Below are 18943 nucleotides of genomic sequence, written 5' to 3'. Positions count from 1 at the left end.
GCGTCAGACGAGTTCGTTGCGGCGTTCCGGCGCCGCGCGATGTTGGCAAACAGATGTGCGAAGGGCCGCGGCGCGTCTGGTTTTCCGCATCGGTCCGATAAGGCATACGCTAAGGCATACGCTTGAAGCAGGCGAGGCAATGGCCTTCCTTCGTCTGCCGATAACGCATTTCAACCGCGTGCGACGGCGGCATCGATCTCCGCGCGCGCGAACCGGCTTGTGAGCGCTGTTATGACATCTCGTCCCGATCTGTCCGTTCCTTTCGAAGCCCTGCCCAATCCGCGCGGCGGATCGGTGCGACTCGCCGAAATGGCGCTGACCGACGCGCTGCACGCGTTCCAGCGTCAGGGCGAGACCGGTGCCGCGCTCAAACGCGCCATCGCCGCGCTGCATTCGGCGGGCTGGCTGCCTGCGCAGCGCTTCGCCGAGGCGCTCGCGCTCGTCGCGCCGCTCGGCGAGGAATCGGAGGCGAGCCATGCGCATATCGCCGATGCGATCGCCACGTTTCGCGGGGCGGTCGAGCGGCGCAATCTGCGCGAACTGTCGTGCTCGACGGCGCTCTTCGATCACTATCGCGGGCTGCATGCGCTGCTCGCGTCGCACACGCGCATCGCGCCGGTTTCCTACGACGACCTCGCGCTCGTCGGCCGCGCCATCGCGCCGGCGACCCTGCGCGGCATCGCGCCGGAGCGGCTCGTCCACACGCGCGCCCGTTACGAGGAAACGCTGCTGACGCTGCTGCGCGGTCCAGCCGAAGCCGCCTCCGATGCCTTCGCGCGCCTCGATGCCTGTCTCGACGAACTGCGCGGCCCCGATCCCTACGATTTCTGGCGGCTCGCGTCGTCGGCGGTTCGTGCGCTGCGCGAGCGCGCGCAGCGCAACGGCGGCGCGTTCGACAACACCGCCGACGTGAAGCGCCTCTACGCGCGCTTTAACCTTGTGCTCGCGGATCAGGCGCACGCGCTGTCGTACGCGCCCCGCTCGCTCGTGCGCGCGACGCTCGCGCTCCTGTGGCGCGACTTCGCGCTCTACGGCGCGGGTCCGGAAGATGCCGCGCACGTCGACGTCCTGTGCGACTACGGCCTGACGGTCGCGTGGCACGTCGCGGCGACGCCGGCATCGCAGGCGGCGTGGGAAGAGGGCGCGGTGCAGGCGGGCGAGGAAGCGTCGCGCGAAGCCGCGACGCGCGATCTCGGCGTGCTGCGCGTGAACGCGGCGGCTTACGAGGATTTCCTGCAGAGCGCGGAGACGTCGATCGACGCGCTCGTCGAACGCGGCACGCAGGCGAACGAAACCGGCATGGTCGACGAAGCGGCGGCGCTGTCGGCGGCGGACGCGTCGCATCGGCTGGGCGCGGCGGCTTGCGCGTTGGGGCTCGGGCACGTCGCCCTGCTCGCCGACACGCTCGGCCTCGCATGGCGGCGCGTCGCGCATCACGGAGAGACGCACGCCGACGGCGCTGAAGGTGCGACGCGCGGCGTCGACGCAACCGTTCCTGAGCGCGCCGCGCAGATGCTGCGTTCGATGCTGCATCAGGCGGCCGCCGGCATCGCGCCTTCCGAGGGTCGCGGATCGATCGTCGCGCTGACCGCGATGATCGAAAAGCCCGCGCCGATCACGCGCTAATCTTCGTCGGCTCCATCGGCTGGTCGCTTCTTCGCGCCCGGCCCGCGCACGACGTCATAGCGCACGAGCGTGCGCTTTCTCGCGGCTTCGTGATCGACGACCGGCAGCGGATAGTCCGCGCCGAGCGCGATCTTCGCGGCGGCGAGCGCATCGGGCTTGGCGAGCCACGGCGCGTGGATATCGCGATCGGACAATCCGGCGATTTCCGGCACGTAATGACGGATGAACTTGCCCGCCGAATCGAAATTGCGCGACTGCGTGACCGGATTGAAGATGCGGAAATAAGGCTGCGCGTCGCAGCCGCTCGACGCGGCCCATTGCCATCCGCCGTTGTTGTTCGACAGTTCGAAGTCGTTCAATAGCCCTTCGAAATAGGCTTCGCCGCGCCGCCAGTCGATGCCGAGATCCTTCGTCAGAAAGCTCGCCACCACCATGCGCAGCCGGTTGTGCATATAGCCCGATGTGTTGATCTGGCGCATTGCGGCATCGACGAGCGGATAGCCCGTCTGTCCCGTGCGCCACGCGGCGAAATTCGCGTCGGCGGCGTCGCCGGTTTCCCAGCGGATGCGGTCGTATTCCGGCTTGAACGCGCGATGATCGCCGGCCACGCCGACGTGCGGAAAATGGTGCAGCACGGAGAAATAGAACTCTCGCCAGATCAGCTCTCCGAGCCACGTCTGCGCGCCGTTGTCGCCGTGACGCTGCGCATCGTGGGCGCTGCGGGCGAGCGCGCGGATCGACATGGTGCCGTGCCGCAAATGCACGCCGAGATAGCTCGGGCCCTTTAGCGCGGGGAAATCGCGGGTGCGGCCGTAATCGGTCATACGGTCGCGGAAATCGTCGAAAAGTTCATAGGCGCCGCTCGTACCGGCCGGAAACGCCGGGCCGTGCGCATCGGGAAAGCCGAGTTCGGAAAGCGATGGAACCGTATGCTTCACGCCTGCCGGCGGTTTCGCGAGCGCGTTCAGATGATCTTCGGACGCGTAGGGTTTCAGCGCATCCGGCGTGAGCGTCGCGAGCCATTTGCGCTTGTAGGGCGTGAAGACCGTATAGGGCTTGCCCGCGCCTGTCATCACATCGTCATGATCGAAGACGGCCTGATCCTTGAACGTGAAAAACGCGATGTCCTGACTCACGAGTCTCGCCGCGACCGCTTCGTCGCGCGCCTTCGCCGCCGGTTCGTAATCGCGATTGGCGAACACGGCATTCACGCCGCATTCGCGCGCGAGCGCCGGAACGTCGTGAACAGGATGGCCGTAGCGCACGATCAGCGCGCCACCGGCCTCGCGCAGCGTGCGCTCCAGCTCCACGACGCTCGCATGGATGAACGGCACGCGCCGGTCTTTTCTGTCGAGCGGCGCGAGAATATCGCGATCGAAAACGAAGGCGCATAGCACGCGGCGGCACCTTGTAAGCGCGTGATAGAGTGCAGCATTGTCTGCCGCGCGCAGGTCTCGCCGAAACCACACCAGACCCACATCAAAGTCGGCCATCTCGCAGCGCCTTTGTTAAAATTCTGAATTATGTCCAAGACTTCCGATCGCATCAATTTGACGAATCAGTTCCTGATCGCCATGCCCAGTATGGCCGATCCGACGTTTTCAGGAACGGTGGTCTACCTTTGCGATCACACCGAGAAAGGCGCGCTCGGTCTGGTCATCAACCGGCCGACCGACATCGACCTTCAATCGCTCTTCAACCGCATCGATCTCAAGCTCGAGATCGAGCCGCTCGTTCATCTTCCCGTGTATTTCGGCGGTCCCGTGCAGACCGAGCGCGGCTTCGTGCTGCACGAAGCGGGCGAGGGCGAGCCCTATAGCTCGTCGATGAGCGTGCCCGGCGGCCTTGCCATGACCACGTCGAAGGACGTGCTCGAAGCGGTCGCGAGCGGCAAGGGCCCCGAGCGCTTCCTGCTGACGCTCGGTCACGCGGGCTGGGGCGCGGGCCAGCTCGAAGAGGAAATCTCGAAGAACGGCTGGCTCACCGTGGAAGCCGATCCCCGCATCATCTTCGACGTGCCCGCCGAAGACCGGCTGGAGGCCGCGCTCTCGCTGCTCGGCGTGTCGCGTTCGATGTTGTCCGGCGAAGCAGGGCACGCATGAGCCGCGAAGCCACGCTGCTGGCATTCGATTACGGCGAGAAGCGCATCGGGGTCGCCGTCGGCAACACGCTGACTCGCAACGCACGCGCGCTCGTCACGCTGGAAAACCGCAATCGCGATTATCGTTTCGTCGAAGTGGGCAAGCTGCTCGACGAGTGGAAGCCCGACGCCATCGTCGTCGGCATGCCGATGCATCCGGACGGCACGCCGCACGAAATGAGCGCGCTCGCGAAACGCTTCGGCAATCAGGTGAACGGCCGTTTCAATGTGCCGGTGCAATGGGTGGACGAGCGCTATTCGTCCGTCGACGCCAAAGCCGACCTGCGCGAGCGGGGCGTGCGCGCCAATGCGCGGGGCCGTTTCGATGAGATCGATGCCGAAGCCGCGCGCGTCATCCTTCAACAATATCTCGACGGACTTGCCGACGATCATGAGTTCCATTGACGCCGAGGCGCTGTACCGCGCGCTCGTCGACCAGATTCGCGCAGCGTACGGACAATCGCTCGCCGCGCCCGATGGCGCCGTGCTCGCGGGCATCTACAGCGGCGGCGTGTGGCTCGCCGAGCGGCTGGCGAAGGATCTGAACGCGCCGCACATCGGCGTGGTGAACGTGGCGCTGCATCGCGACGACTACGCGAAAAAAGGCCTGCACAGCCAGGCGCGCCCGACCGAACTGCCTTTCGACGTGAACGGCCGGCGCATCGTCCTGATCGACGACGTGCTGTCGACGGGCCGCACCGTGCGCGCGGCGATCAACGAGCTGTACGACTACGGCCGTCCGGCGTCGATCGATCTCGCGGTGCTCGCGGATCGCGGCGGACGCGAAATGCCGATCGGCGCGCGTTTCACCGGCGCGACCGTCGATGTGCCCGCGAACCAGAATCTCGTGCTTGCGCGCCGCGAGGATGGCGCGTTCGAGTTCCGCACGGAAGCGCGCGCGGGCTGACGCATTCGCATCGGCATCTTTCAGAGAAACATCCGGGATCAACATGAATACCGCCACCGAAGGCGCCGCCGCGCCCGACTCCTTTCGCTACGGCTTTCTCAAGGGCAATCCGCAGCTCACGAAAAACGGCGAGCTGAAGCACCTGTTGAGCATCGAAGGATTGCCGCGCTCCATCGTCACGCACATTCTCGATACCGCCGAGCAGTTCGTCAGCGTGACCGATCGCGAGGTGAAGAAGGTGCCGCTTCTGCGCGGCAAGTCGGTGTTCAATCTCTTCTTCGAAAACTCCACGCGCACGCGCACCACGTTCGAGATCGCGGCGAAGCGTCTTTCGGCCGACGTGCTGAATCTGAACATCAACGCATCGTCGACGAGCAAGGGCGAATCGCTGCTCGACACGATCAACAATCTCTCCGCGATGCACGCCGACATGTTCGTCGTGCGTCACGCATCGAGCGGCGCGCCGTATCTGATCGCCGAGCATTGCGCGCCGCACGTGCACGTCATCAATGCGGGCGATGGCCGTCACGCGCATCCGACGCAGGGCCTGCTCGACATGTACACGATCCGCCATTACAAGCGCGACTTCACTAGCTTGCGCGTGGCGATCGTCGGCGACATCCTGCATTCGCGCGTCGCGCGTTCGGACATTCACGCGCTGACCACGCTCGGCGTGCCCGAAGTGCGCGCGATCGGTCCGCGCACGCTGTTGCCGAGCAATCTCGATCAGATGGGCGTGCACGTCTATCACAACCTCGACGAAGGGCTGAAGGGCGTCGACGTCATTATCATGCTGCGCCTGCAGAACGAGCGCATGAGCGGCGCGCTGCTGCCTTCGGCGCAGGAATATTTCAAGAGCTGGGGATTGACGCCCGAGCGTCTCGCGCTCGCCGCGCCCGATGCGATCGTCATGCATCCGGGCCCGATGAATCGCGGCGTGGAAATCGACTCGCAAGTGGCCGACGGCCCGCAGTCGGTGATCCTGAATCAGGTGACCTTCGGTATCGCCGTGCGCATGGCGGTGATGGGCATCGTGGCCGGCAACAGCGACTAATCAATCGACATGAAGATCCAGATTCAGAACGGCACGATCATCGATCCGGCAGCCGGCACGGAAGAACGCAAGGACGTGTTCATCGCGGCGGGGCGCATCGTCGGCCTGGGCGAGGCGCCCGCGGAATTCAACGCGGCGAAGATCATCGACGCATCGGGGCTTCACATCGCGCCGGGTTTCGTCGATCTGTCCGCGCGGCTGCGCGAGCCGGGCTTCGAACACAAGGCGACGCTCGAATCCGAAATGGCCGCGGCGATGGCGGGCGGCGTGACGAGCCTCGTGTGCCCGCCCGACACCGATCCGCCGCTCGACGAGCCGGGTCTCGTCGAAATGCTCAAGTTCCGCGCGCAGAAGCTGCATCTCGCGCATGTGTATCCGCTCGGCGCGCTGACCATGGGTCTGAAGGGCGAGGCCATCACCGAGATGGTCGAGCTGACCGAGGCGGGCTGCGTCGGCTTCTCGCAGGCGGATAACCCGATCGTCGATACGCGCACGCTGCAGCGCGCGCTGCAGTATGCGACCACGTACGGCTATACGGTGTGGCTGCGCCCGCAGGACGCGTTCATGTCGAAGGGCGGCGTGGCGGCGAGCGGCGCGGTAGCGTCGCGGCTCGGGCTGTCGGGCGTGCCGGTGTCGGCGGAAACCATCGCGCTGCATACCATCTTCGAACTGATGCGCGTGACCGGCGCGCGCGTGCATCTGTCGCATCTGTCGTCGGCGGCGGGCGTCGAGCTCGTGCGCGCCGCGAAGGCCGAAGGGCTCGCCGTGACGTGCGACGTGACGATCAATCACGTGCATCTGACCGATATCGACATCGGTTATTTCGATTCGCAATTCCGCCTCGATCCTCCGTTGCGCTCGCAGCGCGACCGCGATGCGATTCGCGCCGGTCTCGCCGATGGCGTCATCGACGCGATCTGCTCCGATCACACGCCGCTCGACGACGACGAGAAGCTCCTGCCATTCGCCGAAGCGACGCCCGGTGCGACCGGTCTCGAACTGCTGCTGTCGCTGACGGTGAAGTGGGCGCGCGAAGCGAACGTGCCGCTCGCGAAGGCGCTCGCGCGCATCACGTCCGCGCCCGCCAATGTGCTGAAGCTGCCCGCCGGCCGCATCGCGACGGGCGCGATCGCCGATCTGTGCGTGTTCGATGCATCGGGCGAATGGCGTGTCGATCCGCTCAAGCTGAAGAGCCAGGGCCGCAACACGCCGTTTCGCGGCTACGAACTGCCGGCGCGCGTGCGCGCGACGGTGGTCGGCGGTCACGTCGCTTACGAGAGCCGTTGATCATGCGCTTTGCGTGGTGCAAGCTGCGGCTCGTCGTGCATTTGCTGTACGGCATGTGGATCGTTGCGATGCGCTTTCCGCGCGCGTCGGCGGCTGAGCGCAGCGAAATGAACCGCGTGTGGTCGATCGAGATGCTGCGGCTGTCGGGCATGACACTCGTCGTGCACAACGACGAAGCGCGGCTCGACAGCGGCGTGCTCGTCGTCGGCAATCACGTTTCGTGGATCGATATCTACGTCATCAACGCGTGGCGTCCGACGCCGTTCGTGTCGAAGGCGGAGATCCGCAAGTGGCCGGTGGTCGGCTGGCTCGCGCATCAACTGGGCACGGTGTTCGTGCAGCGCGAGAAGCGCAGCGACGCGAAGCGCATCATGCACGAACTCGCGGATCGGCTGATGAAGGGCGAAATGATGTGCGTGTTCCCGGAAGGCACGACCACCGACGGGCAAGCGTTGCTGCCGTTTCACGCGAACCTCTTTCAGGCGGCGGTGTCGGCGTCGTGTCCGGTGCAGCCCATCTGCCTGATGTACGAAGACGCGCACGGCAGGCAATCGACCGCGCCCGCTTATATCGGCGATATGTCGCTCAACGATTCGCTCGAAGCGCTTTTGCGCGCGCGCCCGCTCACGGCGCATCTGTATGTATGCGATGCACTCGCGCCGGGTGCGGATCGGCGGCTGCTCGCGAGCGAGGCGCAGGCTTCGGTCGACGCCGCGCTGCAGCGGATGCGCGGCGCGCCGGCGGTCGTCGAAACGACGGCGGAGCTGCCGCTCACTTCTTCATCGAGCAGCTCACCTGCGTAACCACGCGTTGCGCGGGATCGGCGGTCATGCGCACCGCCGACAGCTTGTTGCCCCACACGCAGCCTGAATCGAGGCACAGCACGTCGTTGCGGATCATGAGGCCGAGCGCGGCCCAGTGTCCGAAGACGATCGTCACGTCGCGCGTGCGGCGGCCGGGTACGTCGAACCACGGCATGTAGCCGGGCGGCGCGGCATCGGGGCCGCCGTTGTTGGCGAATTCCATCGCGCCTTCGGGCGTGCAGAAGCGGATGCGCGTCAACGCGTTGTAGATCACGCGCAGTCGATCCGCGCCCTTCAGATCATCGTCCCAGCGATGCGGCTCGTTGCCGTAGAGCGTCGCGAGCGTCTCTTTCCAGTTCGGCGCGCGCAATGCCTGCTCCAGTTCGTGCGCGAGTTCCATCGTCATCGTCGCGTCCCATTGCGGCAGCACGCCCGCGTGGACCATCAGCACGTTGTTTTCGAAATGCGCGACGGGTTTGTGGCGCACCCATTCGATGAGATCGTCGGCATCGGGCGCGGCGAGGATGTCATCGAGCGTGTCGCCTTTCTTCGGCTTGCGCAGGCCTGCAGCGACGGACAGCAGATTCAGATCGTGATTGCCGAGCACGACGGTCGCTCGCGAGCCGAGCGCGATGACTTCGCGCAGCGTTTGCAACGACTTCGGGCCGCGGTTGATGAGGTCGCCCGCGAACCAGAGCGGCGTGTCCGGCGCGGGCGCGGCTTTTTTCAGGAGACGCTCGAACGGGTCGCAACAGCCTTGCAGGTCGCCGAAGACGAGAGGGGCGAGAGAAGTGTCGATGCTGGAAGTGAGGGCGTCGGTCATTGAAAGCGATCAGTCATGTGCTACAAGCTGGAAAGAGATTATTGGAAATTATGAAGCAGGCCGCGAAGACTGTCTGTTCATATCAAATGCACGGAAGATTACTTCGCGGTTACACATTGAAACGCGATGCAACGGAAAATAGCTCGCTGTATCAAGTTGTTATCTATGTCGTCTTGGCAAGGCGTGGCCTTATAATCAGCGACTGATCCGATACGAATCGGAATTAACTTGTTCGTCGGTCATAGATTCCGCGTTAATCTTTTCAATAATTCTTTTTCGCGCAAATTCTACTGACTCAGGAATGCATCCGGTTATTCTGACTGACTAAAGCAGTAAAGAGGGCATTTATGATTCTCGTGACGGGCGGCGCCGGCTTTATCGGTGCCAATTTTGTACTGGATTGGTTCAAGACTTCGAATGAACCCGTCCTGAACATCGACAAGCTGACGTACGCGGGAAATCTCGGCACGCTCAAGTCGCTCGAAGGCGACGCCCGCCACGTGTTCGCGCGCGCCGATATTTGCGATCGCGCCGCCATCGACGCGTTGCTGGCGCAGCATCAGCCGCGCGCCATCGTGCACTTCGCGGCGGAAAGCCACGTCGACCGCTCGATCCACGGCCCGGCTGATTTCGTGCAGACGAACGTGGTCGGCACTTTCACGCTGCTCGAAGCCGCGCGCATGTACTGGAGCAAGCTGCCGGAAGACGAGAAGCAGGCATTCCGTTTTCTGCACGTCTCGACCGACGAAGTGTTCGGCTCGCTGTCCGCTACCGACCCTCAATTCTCCGAGACCACGCCCTACGCGCCGAACAGTCCGTATTCGGCGACGAAGGCCGGTTCCGACCACCTGGTGCGCGCGTATCACCACACGTACGGCCTGCCGGTTCTGACCACGAACTGCTCGAACAATTACGGTCCGTACCAATTCCCTGAGAAGCTGATCCCGCTAATGATTGCCAATGCGCTTGCTGGCAAGCCGCTGCCTGTTTATGGCGATGGCCAGAACGTGCGCGACTGGCTCTACGTCGGCGATCACTGCGCCGCCATCCGCGAGGTGCTTGCGCGCGGCGCCCTCGGCGAGACATACAACGTCGGCGGCTGGAACGAGAAGAAGAACCTCGAAGTCGTGCACACGCTGTGCGATCTGCTCGACCGCGCGAAGCCGAAGTCGAGCGGCTCTTACCGCGATCAGATCACTTACGTGAAGGATCGCCCGGGCCACGACCGCCGCTACGCGATCGACGCGCGCAAGCTCGAACGCGAACTCGGCTGGAAGCCTGCGGAAACCTTCGAAACCGGTCTTGCAAAGACGGTTCAGTGGTATCTGGACAATCAGGCTTGGACCGACGAAGTGGCGTCCGGCGAATACCGGAAATGGGTCGACACGAACTACGCGCAGCGCGCGTGAGGGGCTGACATGGCGCGCAAAGGCATCATTCTCGCCGGCGGTTCCGGCACGCGGCTCTATCCGATCACGCACGCGGTGTCGAAGCAATTGCTGCCCGTGTACGACAAGCCGATGATCTACTACCCGCTGTCCACGCTGATGATCGCGGGCATTCGCGACGTGCTCGTCATCTCGACGCCGCAGGACACGCCGCGCTTCGAGTCGATGCTCGGCGACGGCAGCCAGTGGGGCATGAACATTCAGTACGCGGTGCAGCCGTCTCCGGATGGTCTCGCGCAGGCGTTCATCATCGGGCGGGATTTCGTCGGCAATGAGCCGTCGGCGCTGATTCTCGGCGACAACATCTTCTACGGCCACGATCTCGCGAAGCAACTCGAAGCCGCCAGCGCCCGCACCGACGGCGCGACCGTGTTCGCCTATCACGTGCACGATCCCGAGCGTTATGGCGTGGTCGAGTTCGATCGTGATTTCCGTGCGATGTCGATCGAGGAGAAACCCGCGAAGCCGCGTTCGAACTATGCGGTGACGGGCCTCTATTTCTACGACAACCACGTGTGCGACATCGCCGCGGACATCGAGCCGTCCGCGCGCGGCGAACTCGAAATCACCGACGTCAACTCGCGCTATCTGTCGCTCAAGACGCTCAATGTCGAGATCATGGGGCGCGGCTATGCGTGGCTCGACACTGGCACGCACGATTCGCTGATCGAAGCGGCCACGTTCATCGCGACGTTGCAAAAGCGCCAGGGTCTCGTGGTGGCGTGTCCCGAGGAGATCGCGTTCCGCAAGCGCTGGATCGGCGAGGAGCAATTGCTCGCGCTCGCGAAGCCGCTCGCGAAGAACGCCTACGGACAATACCTGCTCAATCTGCCCAAGGACCAAGTCGCATGGCCATCCAAGTAACCGCTACCGCGCTGCCCGAAGTCAAGATCATCGAGCCGAAGGTGTTCGGCGACGCGCGCGGTTTCTTCTACGAAAGCTTCAACGCGCGCGAGTTCGCGGAGCACGTGGAAGGCGGCGTCGAGTTCGTGCAGGACAATCATTCGCGCTCGGCGAAGGGCGTGCTGCGCGGGCTGCATTATCAGATTCAGCATGCGCAGGGCAAGCTCGTGCGCGTGGTCGAGGGCGAAGTGTTCGATGTCGCCGTCGATATCCGCAAAAGCTCGCGCAATTTCGGCAAGTGGGTGGGCGTGAACCTGTCGGCGGACAATCATAGGCAGTTGTGGGTGCCGCCGGGATTCGCGCACGGTTTCGTCGTGTTGTCGGAGTCCGCGCAGTTTCTCTACAAGACCACGGATTACTGGTATCAGGCGCACGAGCGCAGCATCGTCTGGAACGATCCGCAAATCGGCATCGAATGGCCGATCGATTTCGATCCCGTGCTCGCCGCGAAGGATGCGGCAGGCAAGCGCCTCGCGGATGCGGAGACCTTCGCATGAGTTCGGCGCCGCAAGGAACCGTGCTGCTGACCGGTGTCAACGGCCAGGTCGGCTTTGAACTTGCGCGCAGCCTGCAGGGGCTCGGCAAGGTGATCGCGCTCGATCGCGGCAAGCTCGATCTCGACAATCCCGACGCAATCCGGCGGATCGTGCGCGAGATGAAGCCGTCGCTGATCGTCAATCCGGCGGCCTATACGGCGGTCGACAAGGCGGAAAGCGACATCGACGCCGCCATGCGCGCGAACGGCGAAGCGCCGGGCGTGCTCGCCGAGGAGGCGAAGCGTCTCGGTGCGGCGCTCGTCCACTATTCGACCGACTACGTATTCGACGGCACGAAGGACGGCGCTTACGTCGAAGACGACGCGGTGAATCCGCAAAACGTCTACGGCAAGAGCAAGCTGGCGGGCGAACAGGCGATCGCGGCTTCAGGCTGCGATCATCTGATCTTCCGCACGAGCTGGGTGTACGGCGCGCGCGGCAAGAACTTCCTGCTGACGATGCTGCGGCTCGGCGCCGAGCGCGACGAACTGAGCGTCGTCGCGGATCAGATCGGTGCGCCGACCTGGGCCAACACCATCGCGGCGTTGACGGCGCATGTTCTCGCGCAAGGCGTGCGCGCCGATCGGGACTGGTGGGAACAGAAGTCCGGCATCTATCACCTGAGCGCATCGGGTTCGACGTCCTGGCACGGCTTCGCCGAAGCGATCTTCGCGAAGTCGTCGCTGGCGAAGAAGCCGGCCGTGAAGCCGATTCCCGCATCGGCATATCCGACGCCGGCGAGCCGGCCCGCGAACTCCCGCATGTCGCAGCGCAAGCTCTTCGACGCATTCGGCATCGAGCCGCCTGATTGGGCCGACGCGCTCGATCTCTGCATGAGGGGGCTGTGAGTACGGGGAGCGCCACGCAACGCCCCGGCTCCGTCGTGGTGTTTTACAACCCGGACGCGGCGTGCATCGAGCGCGCGAACCGTCTGGCGAAGCACACCTGTTGCGTGGTCGTCGACAACACGCCGGATGTCGATCGCGTCGAAGGACTCGATCCCGGCGTGCGCTATCTGCCGAACCGCGACAATCTCGGCATCGCGACGGCGCTCAATCAGGGCGTCGAACGGCTGCTGCGCGAGGGCTGCCGGACCGCGCTGCTGTTCGATCAGGACAGCGAGCCCACGCTCGAACATCTCGAGGTGTTGCCCGCGCTGCTCGCGCAGTGGCGCACGGCCGGCGAGAAAGTCGCGATCGTCGGGCCCGCCTATGACGACCCGCGGCTCGGCGGCGTCGCGTCGTTCGTGCGCTTCCGACCGTTCGTGCTCGCGCGCGTGCCCGCAGAGGGCGAGCGCCCGGTGGACACCGACTTCCTGATTACATCGGGATCGTGCCTCAATCTCGATTGCTGGAGCACGGTCGGCCCGATGGAGGACGATCTCTTCATCGACTTCGTCGATCTCGAATGGTGCATCCGGGCGAAGCGCGCGGGGTATCGGCTGGTCGGCGTGCCGTGGATCACGATGGCCCATGAACTGGGCGGCGAACCCGTGCGCGTGCTGGGACGCACGTACCCGATGCACAGCCCGGTGCGCCATTACTATCTGTTCCGCAACGCCATCGCGCTGATCGGACGGGCGTATGTGCCGTGGTCGTGGAAATCGACCGAACTCGTCAAGCTGCCGTTCCGGCTCATCATCTATTCGATGATGCCGACGGCGCGCCGCATGCATGTCGCGATGGCGCTGCGCGGTCTGCGCGACGGGCTGCGCGGCCGCCTCGGAAGGCTTTGACGCGCGCGCACCACCAATCTGTCGGAGGCAAGGACGAAGATGCAACACGATGACAAGACGACAGTTCGACACGACGCCGATCGCGAGCCGGTCCGCGCGGGCGACGGCTCGTCTTCGTTCGACTGGCAGGCCCGCTGCGGCGCGCTCGAAAAGAAGCTGAAGGCCGCGCAATCGGACGCGCGGGAGTTGTCGTCGCTCAGGAACCGCGTGTTGCAGCTCGAGATCGAACGTGCGGCGCTGCTCGGCTCGGCATCGTGGAAACTAAGCGCGCCGTTGCGCCAGGCGGCGAGCGTGGTCAAGGCGCTGCGGCTCGCTGCCGCCACGTTGTCGCGTCAGGTCGAGGCGCGCGGCGGAATCGTGCCGGCCGTGAAGTATTACCAGTCGGTGCTCGGGCGCGAGGGCATGCCGGGCATGGTGGCGCGCCTGCGCCGTCTGAAGAGCGGAGCGGGATTCGCGGACGGCCCGCCGCGCGACGAGGTCTATCACGAGTGGATCGAACGCTACGATTCGATCACGCCCGAGAAGCGCCGCGAGCTGCTGACGCGCATCGAAAGGCTCGAGCGCCAGCCAAAGTTTTCCATCGTGGTGCCGGTGTACAACAGCGACGAGCGCTTTCTGCGCGAGATGATCGCGTCGGTGCGCGACCAGATTTATACCGACTGGGAACTCTGCATCGCCGACGACGCGTCCACCGATGCGCGCGTGCGCGACGTGCTCACCGAAGCGGCCGCGTCGGACAGGCGCATCAAGCTCGTCTTTCGCGAGACCAACGGCCATATCTCCGAGGCGAGCAACAGCGCACTGGCGCTGGCGACGGGCGATTACGTCGTTCTTCTGGATCACGACGACATCATCCCGCCGCATGCGCTCGCGCTCGTCGCGCTGTACATCGACCGTCATCCGGAAGGCCGCATGTTCTACAGCGACGAAGACAAGCTGAACGAGAAAGGCCAGCGCACGACACCGTATTTCAAGAGCGACTGGAACCCGCAGATGTTCCTGACGCAGAACATGTTCTCGCATCTGGGGGTGTTCGAGACCGCGCTCGTGCGCGAAGCGGGCGGCTTTCGCCGGGGCTACGAAGGCAGCCAGGACTACGATCTGGCGTTGCGCTGCGTCGACATCGCGGGCCACGATCAGGTCGTGCACATTCCGCACGTGCTGTATCACTGGCGCATCGTGCCGGGCAGCACGGCCGGCAGCGGTTCCGAAAAGCCTTACGCGCTCGTCGCCGCGATGCGCGCGCTCGAAGATCATCTGGAGCGCAACGGCATCGACGCGACCGTCGAACATCCGTACGAAGCGCTCGGCACGTTGCGCGTGCGTTATGGGCTGAAGACGCATCCGCTCGTCAGCATCATCATTCCGACGCGCGACGGACTCGCGCTCACGAAGCAATGCATCGACAGCGTGCTCGGCAAGACGCTGTACCGGGAATACGAAATCATCGTCGTCGATAACGGCAGCGTGAAGCCGGAGACGCTCGCTTATTTCGACGAGATCACGCGCACGAAGGGCATCCGCGTGATCCGCGACGATTCGCCGTTCAATTTTTCGGCGCTCAACAACCGTGCCGTGCGCGAAGCAAGGGGCGAGTTCGTCTGCCTGCTGAACAACGACATCGAAGTGATTTCGCCGGACTGGCTGAACGAAATGGTGGGCATCGCCGTGCAGCCCGGCGTCGGCGCGGTCGGCGCGTGCCTCTGGTATCCGAACGATACGCTGCAGCACGGCGGCGTGCTGATCGGGCTGGGCGGCGTCGCCGGACACATGCATCACATGCTGCAGCGCGGGCAGTTCGGCTATTTCGGGCGCGCGGTGGCCATGCAGAATCTATGGGCGGTGACGGCCGCCTGCCTCGTCGTGAAGAAGTCGGTGTACGAAGAAGTCGGCGGCCTGAACGAGGAACTCGCGGTCGCGTTCAACGACGTGGACTTCTGCCTGCGTCTCGTGAAGGCGGGTTATCGCAACGTCTGGACGCCGCACGCCGAGCTTTATCACCATGAATCGGCGACGCGCGGCTCCGACATGGACGCGGACAAGTATCAGCGCTTCGTCGGAGAAGTGCGCTGGATGGAAAAGGAATGGGAAGGGTGGCTCGAGCACGATCCGGCATACAACCCGAATCTCTCGCTCAACACCAACGTCTTGCCCTTCACGCTGGCGTCGCCGCCGCGCGTCGGGCAGTTCGAGTGACGCTTTGCATGGTCCGGTCGCGATTGACGTGCGTGTTAATATGGCCGGTTAATTTTTCGGGCCAGTCTGCTGGTGGCGCGGTCGCCGGGAAAAGAGTTTCCCTTGCGATTCGCATGCGCCGGCGAGGCCTTCTGTAGGGAATTCTCGATGCAACTTTCAGTCTGGCAGCACCGAGCGCTGTTATGGGATTTCGTGCGCCGTGATCTCGCGACCAAGTTCCGCGGCTCGGCGCTCGGATCGGTCTGGATGCTGGTCACGCCCATCCTCACCCTCGTGGTCTACTTCTTCGTTTTCAGCGTGGTGTTCAAGGCGCGCTGGTCGGCGGGCACGGCGGGCAGCAAGGAATCTGCGCTGATTCTCTTCGCTGGCCTCATCACCTATACATTCTTCTCCGAATGCTTTCTGCGCGCACCGGTGCTGATGCGCGAGAACCCCAATTTCATCAAGAAGGTCGTTTTTCCGCTGGAGATCCTGCCGATGGCGATCACGCTGTCGGCGCTCGTGAACGCCGCGATCGGCTATGGCCTGCTGCTGCTGTTCCATCTGGTCTTCGTCGGTCTGCCGCCCGTTTCGGCGCTCGCGTTGCCCGTCGTGCTGCTGCCGTTCTGGTTCGCCGTGCTCGGCGTGAGTTATCTGCTGGCGTCGCTCGGCGTCTATCTGCCCGACATCAAGCTCGCCGTGCCGCCCGTCGCGATGGCGCTCATGTATCTGAGCCCGATCTTCTATCCGATCGACATGGTGCCCGACATGCTGCGTTCGCTCGTGAGCTGGAATCCGTTCACGCCGATCCTCGAAAACGTCCGGCACGTCTTCTTTTTCGGCACCTGGCCCGACTGGACGGGCTATCTGATCCAGATGGCGGCCTCACTCGTGTTTCTGCGCGTCTGCTACTGGTTTTTCATCAAATCGAAGAAGGGCTTTCCGGACGTCCTGTGATCCTGCAAGGCGGAACCGGCGCCGATGAATGCCGGCGGGAAAAAACAATGAGTGAAGTCGGTTGATCATAATGAACACAACGAGAGCAAAAACAGGCATCGTCATCGTCACGTACAACTCGGCGGAGGTGTTCGCGCTGGCGCTCGACAGCCTGCTGCGGACCGCGTGCGACAGCGCTTTCGAGATCGCGGTCATCGACAATGCTTCCACGCCCGCGCAGCGCGAGGCGTCGCGCCGCACCTTCGACGACGCCGTGAGCCGCGGTCTCTCCGGCGTCTACTTTCAGCAGGAGAAGAACCTGGGCTTCTCGGGCGGCAATAACATCGGCATCGAGCATTTCCTCGCCGATCCGTCCGTCACGCATATCTGCCTGCTCAACAGCGACGTCATCGTGACCGATCGCTGGCTCGACTATCTGATCGAAGCGGACAAGGACGCCATCGGCCCGCTCACGAACGCGTCGAACAACGAACAGGGCATTCCTGTCGGCTACCATCTCGGCGACCGCAACAACCTCGGCGCGGGCAGCGCCGCGCTCGATCTTCCCGCGCTCGACCGCTTCGCCAAGGAACGGCGCGAAGCGTGGCTCGGCGACGTGGTCGAAAGCGACTTCCTCAGCTACTACTGCGTGCTGTTCACGCGGCAAGTCGTCGAGAAGCTCGGATTGCTCGACACGCGCTTCTTCCCCGGCGCGTATGAAGACGACGACTACTGCCTGCGCACGCTGGAGCACGGTTTCAAAATGTTCGTTGCGCGCGACGTCTACATCCATCACTGGGGCTCCGCATCGTTCGGCAAGCTCGATGCGCTCGAAGCGCAAGGATTCGCGGCCGAGAACCGGCGCCGCTTCGAGGAGAAATACGGCCGCGCGTGGCAGGACCGCACCTATCTGTCGGTGACGGCGTGGAAGCAGGACTCGATCTTCGCGATCGCCCAGCCGGCGCATCCGCCGCTGCATGCCGAAGCGCATCGTCTCTATGCGCAGCAGCTGAACAAGCTCGTCGACGGGCTCGAAAGCTACCGGACGCATCTTCTGCATCAGATCGAGACGCGCCGCTCGGTGCAGAAGCGCGATCTGCGCTCGGTCGTCTTCGGCCAGTACGAGGACGAAGAGGCTGCGCCGCGCTCGCTGGTTCCCGTGATCGAATCGATATCGTCGGAGGTGCGGCAATATCTCGCCGATCAGGGCGAAACCGCCACGCCTGAAGTCATCCAGCGTTTGCAGGCGCGCTTCGAGCGGCTCGAGCGCGACGTCGACGCGCTCGTCTCCGAGACCAAGGCGCTGCTCGCGCAACTCAACGCGATGCCCACCACGGAGCCGAAGGCCGCCGGCGGCTTCATGGACCGCCTGACCGCGCGCGTGGCGCGCGCGGCGGAGTTCCCGAGTTCGCGAGTGAGCCGCATGGCGCGATGGGCCGAGTTCGCCGACCTCTTCTTCGGCGGCAACGGCATCATGTTCGTGGCGCCTTATCCGACGAAGGCGCGCGAGCGCGACGGCTACTTCCAGCGCGTGAAGGCGATCGATTCGCTGTTCCCCGCGCGCCGCCGCGTGTATTGCGACGTGCGCGAAGGCGGCGGACCGAAGCCGTTCATCGAACGCGCGGCGCGCAGCGCGTGGGTGTTGAACGTCGCGGCCGAATCGCGCCTGCAGCGGCTCGCCGCCTGCCTGCTCGCGTGGCGTTTCGGGCGCGCTTATTTCCATAGCGTGCTGCGCATGCCCAACGCGTTCGGCCGCGCGCTCTTGCGCGTGCCGGGCATCAAATGGGTGCTCGACGTCCACGGTGTCGTGCCCGAAGAATTCCGCATGCACAACGACTTCTATTCGGCGCGCATTCACGACGACTGCGAGCGGCAGGCGGTCGAGCATGCGTCGAACGTGATCGTCGTGTCGCAAGCGATGGGCAACTATCTCTCGCACAAGTACCGCGAATTGCTGAAGGCCAACGTGATCGTGCTGCCGATCTTCGCGGTCGACGAAGGCAGCCAGGCATCGCGCGCCTACAAGAACGGCAAGCCGACCGTGATCTACGCGGGCGGCACGCAGAAATGGCAGAACGTGCCGGCGATGATGAACGTCGTGCGCGAAGGCATCGAGCGGGCCGACTGGTGGCTCTATACGCCGGACGTCGAACAGATGCGCGGCGCGGCGGCGCCCGACATCGTGCATCACCCGAATTTTCATGTGTCGAGCGCGACGCGCGCCGAACTCAACGGCATCTATCAGCAGTGCCATTTCGGTTTCATCCTGCGCGACGACATGGTGGTGAACAACGTGTCGTGCCCGACGAAGCTGATCGAGTATCTCGCGTTCGGCATCGTGCCGATCGTCGATACACCGAACATCGGCGACTTCAATACGTATGGCATGCGTTACGCGACGGCGTCCGATTTCGCCGCCGGGAATTTTCCGGACGAGCAGGAAAGAATGGACATGGCGCGTCACAACATGACGATCTGCGAGCGTCTCGTGCAACAGAAGACGAGCGGCGAACAGCAGCTCGTGAACGCGCTCGCCTGAGTCGCCGGCCGTGGCGCGCGTTGCCCTGCGC

The 18943-nt window shown here is 64.3% G+C and carries 17 protein-coding genes; 15 read left to right on the top strand and 2 right to left on the bottom strand.

Annotated features, from left to right (window positions below; genetic code table 11):
- Positions 1-231 precede the first annotated feature (231 nt).
- Positions 232-1626 carry a hypothetical protein gene (locus AWB77_RS15155; RefSeq protein ID WP_061135268.1) on the top strand — a complete coding sequence of 465 codons (1395 nt, stop codon included), beginning with the start codon at positions 232-234 and terminating at the stop codon, positions 1624-1626.
- Here the strand turns inward: AWB77_RS15155 and AWB77_RS15150 are convergent.
- Entirely contained in the window at positions 1623-3119 is a 1497-nt protein-coding gene (locus tag AWB77_RS15150) for a cryptochrome/photolyase family protein (RefSeq protein WP_061135267.1), read from the bottom strand. The genes AWB77_RS15155 and AWB77_RS15150 overlap by 4 nt on opposite strands.
- Positions 3120-3149: 30 nt before the next feature.
- On the opposite strand from AWB77_RS15150, the gene AWB77_RS15145 reads away from it, so the two are divergent.
- Genes AWB77_RS15145 through AWB77_RS15120 form a run of 6 tightly spaced genes read left to right on the top strand, consistent with a single transcriptional unit; the run spans position 3150 to position 7817 of the window.
- Positions 3150-3728, top strand: a complete 579-nt coding sequence (locus tag AWB77_RS15145) for a YqgE/AlgH family protein (protein WP_061135266.1) — start codon at positions 3150-3152, stop codon at positions 3726-3728.
- Entirely contained in the window at positions 3725-4171 is a 447-nt protein-coding gene (ruvX, locus tag AWB77_RS15140) for a Holliday junction resolvase RuvX (RefSeq protein WP_061135265.1), read from the top strand. The genes AWB77_RS15145 and ruvX overlap by 4 nt, the downstream gene beginning before the upstream one ends.
- On the top strand, positions 4158-4673 hold the full coding sequence (gene pyrR, locus AWB77_RS15135) for a bifunctional pyr operon transcriptional regulator/uracil phosphoribosyltransferase PyrR (RefSeq protein ID WP_061135264.1): 516 nt from the start codon (positions 4158-4160) through the stop codon (positions 4671-4673). Before ruvX ends, pyrR begins: the two co-directional genes overlap by 14 nt.
- A 43-nt stretch (positions 4674-4716) precedes the next feature.
- Positions 4717-5727: an aspartate carbamoyltransferase catalytic subunit gene (locus tag AWB77_RS15130; protein ID WP_061135263.1), complete on the top strand. Its 1011-nt coding sequence runs from the start codon at positions 4717-4719 to the stop codon at positions 5725-5727.
- Between the two features lie 9 nt (positions 5728-5736).
- Entirely contained in the window at positions 5737-7014 is a 1278-nt protein-coding gene (locus AWB77_RS15125) for a dihydroorotase (RefSeq protein ID WP_061135262.1), read from the top strand.
- 2 nt (positions 7015-7016) lie between these two features.
- A complete protein-coding gene (locus AWB77_RS15120) occupies positions 7017-7817 on the top strand; it encodes a lysophospholipid acyltransferase family protein (protein ID WP_061135261.1) in 801 nt (266 codons plus the stop codon).
- Here AWB77_RS15120 and AWB77_RS15115 read toward each other — a convergent pair.
- Complete coding sequence (locus tag AWB77_RS15115; RefSeq protein ID WP_061135260.1) at positions 7786-8640, bottom strand: symmetrical bis(5'-nucleosyl)-tetraphosphatase; 855 nt, start codon at positions 8638-8640, stop codon at positions 7786-7788. The genes AWB77_RS15120 and AWB77_RS15115 overlap by 32 nt on opposite strands.
- Before the next feature lie 347 nt (positions 8641-8987).
- Here AWB77_RS15115 and rfbB point away from each other — a divergent pair, with 347 nt between their 5' ends.
- From rfbB to AWB77_RS15075, 8 genes are all read left to right on the top strand, one after another.
- Complete coding sequence (gene rfbB, locus AWB77_RS15110) at positions 8988-10049, top strand: dTDP-glucose 4,6-dehydratase (RefSeq protein WP_061135259.1); 1062 nt, start codon at positions 8988-8990, stop codon at positions 10047-10049.
- A gap of 9 nt (positions 10050-10058) precedes the next feature.
- Positions 10059-10952, top strand: a complete 894-nt coding sequence (gene rfbA / locus AWB77_RS15105) for a glucose-1-phosphate thymidylyltransferase RfbA (protein WP_061135258.1) — start codon at positions 10059-10061, stop codon at positions 10950-10952.
- Entirely contained in the window at positions 10937-11488 is a 552-nt protein-coding gene (gene rfbC, locus AWB77_RS15100) for a dTDP-4-dehydrorhamnose 3,5-epimerase (RefSeq protein WP_061135257.1), read from the top strand. The genes rfbA and rfbC overlap by 16 nt, the downstream gene beginning before the upstream one ends.
- Complete coding sequence (rfbD, locus tag AWB77_RS15095; protein ID WP_061135256.1) at positions 11485-12375, top strand: dTDP-4-dehydrorhamnose reductase; 891 nt, start codon at positions 11485-11487, stop codon at positions 12373-12375. Before rfbC ends, rfbD begins: the two co-directional genes overlap by 4 nt.
- Positions 12357-13262 carry a glycosyltransferase family 2 protein gene (locus AWB77_RS15090; protein WP_061135463.1) on the top strand — a complete coding sequence of 302 codons (906 nt, stop codon included), beginning with the start codon at positions 12357-12359 and terminating at the stop codon, positions 13260-13262. Before rfbD ends, AWB77_RS15090 begins: the two co-directional genes overlap by 19 nt.
- A gap of 39 nt (positions 13263-13301) precedes the next feature.
- Positions 13302-15458 (top strand): glycosyltransferase family 2 protein, encoded by a 2157-nt coding sequence (locus AWB77_RS15085; protein ID WP_082852665.1) that lies wholly within the window; start codon positions 13302-13304, stop codon positions 15456-15458.
- A 147-nt stretch (positions 15459-15605) separates the two neighbouring features.
- A complete protein-coding gene (locus AWB77_RS15080) occupies positions 15606-16394 on the top strand; it encodes an ABC transporter permease (protein WP_061135255.1) in 789 nt (262 codons plus the stop codon).
- Positions 16395-16464: 70 nt separating this feature from the next.
- Positions 16465-18912: a glycosyltransferase gene (locus AWB77_RS15075; RefSeq protein ID WP_061135254.1), complete on the top strand. Its 2448-nt coding sequence runs from the start codon at positions 16465-16467 to the stop codon at positions 18910-18912.
- The last annotated feature ends 31 nt before the right edge of the window (positions 18913-18943 follow it).

Source organism: Caballeronia fortuita, from assembly GCF_001544835.2.
Classification (GTDB): Bacteria; Pseudomonadota; Gammaproteobacteria; order Burkholderiales; family Burkholderiaceae; genus Caballeronia; species Caballeronia fortuita.
The sequence above is the reverse complement of the archived record's forward strand: the minus strand, read 5'-3'. Positions and strand labels throughout refer to the sequence as shown.

Excerpts from the sequence above, each read along its gene's own strand:
- AWB77_RS15115 (WP_061135260.1), bottom strand. The coding sequence starts at position 8,640 with ATGACCGACGCCCTCACTTCCAGCATCGACACTTCTCTCGCCCCTCTC.
- AWB77_RS15145 (WP_061135266.1), top strand. The coding sequence starts at position 3,150 with ATGTCCAAGACTTCCGATCGCATCAATTTGACGAATCAGTTCCTGATC.
- ruvX (WP_061135265.1), top strand. The coding sequence starts at position 3,725 with ATGAGCCGCGAAGCCACGCTGCTGGCATTCGATTACGGCGAGAAGCGC.
- AWB77_RS15155 (WP_061135268.1), top strand. The coding sequence starts at position 232 with ATGACATCTCGTCCCGATCTGTCCGTTCCTTTCGAAGCCCTGCCCAAT.
- AWB77_RS15130 (WP_061135263.1), top strand. The coding sequence starts at position 4,717 with ATGAATACCGCCACCGAAGGCGCCGCCGCGCCCGACTCCTTTCGCTAC.
- AWB77_RS15120 (WP_061135261.1), top strand. The coding sequence starts at position 7,017 with ATGCGCTTTGCGTGGTGCAAGCTGCGGCTCGTCGTGCATTTGCTGTAC.
- AWB77_RS15150 (WP_061135267.1), bottom strand. The coding sequence starts at position 3,119 with ATGGCCGACTTTGATGTGGGTCTGGTGTGGTTTCGGCGAGACCTGCGC.
- pyrR (WP_061135264.1), top strand. The coding sequence starts at position 4,158 with ATGAGTTCCATTGACGCCGAGGCGCTGTACCGCGCGCTCGTCGACCAG.
- rfbD (WP_061135256.1), top strand. The coding sequence starts at position 11,485 with ATGAGTTCGGCGCCGCAAGGAACCGTGCTGCTGACCGGTGTCAACGGC.
- rfbA (WP_061135258.1), top strand. The coding sequence starts at position 10,059 with ATGGCGCGCAAAGGCATCATTCTCGCCGGCGGTTCCGGCACGCGGCTC.
- AWB77_RS15080 (WP_061135255.1), top strand. The coding sequence starts at position 15,606 with ATGCAACTTTCAGTCTGGCAGCACCGAGCGCTGTTATGGGATTTCGTG.
- rfbC (WP_061135257.1), top strand. The coding sequence starts at position 10,937 with ATGGCCATCCAAGTAACCGCTACCGCGCTGCCCGAAGTCAAGATCATC.
- AWB77_RS15125 (WP_061135262.1), top strand. The coding sequence starts at position 5,737 with ATGAAGATCCAGATTCAGAACGGCACGATCATCGATCCGGCAGCCGGC.
- rfbB (WP_061135259.1), top strand. The coding sequence starts at position 8,988 with ATGATTCTCGTGACGGGCGGCGCCGGCTTTATCGGTGCCAATTTTGTA.
- AWB77_RS15085 (WP_082852665.1), top strand. The coding sequence starts at position 13,302 with ATGCAACACGATGACAAGACGACAGTTCGACACGACGCCGATCGCGAG.
- AWB77_RS15075 (WP_061135254.1), top strand. The coding sequence starts at position 16,465 with ATGAACACAACGAGAGCAAAAACAGGCATCGTCATCGTCACGTACAAC.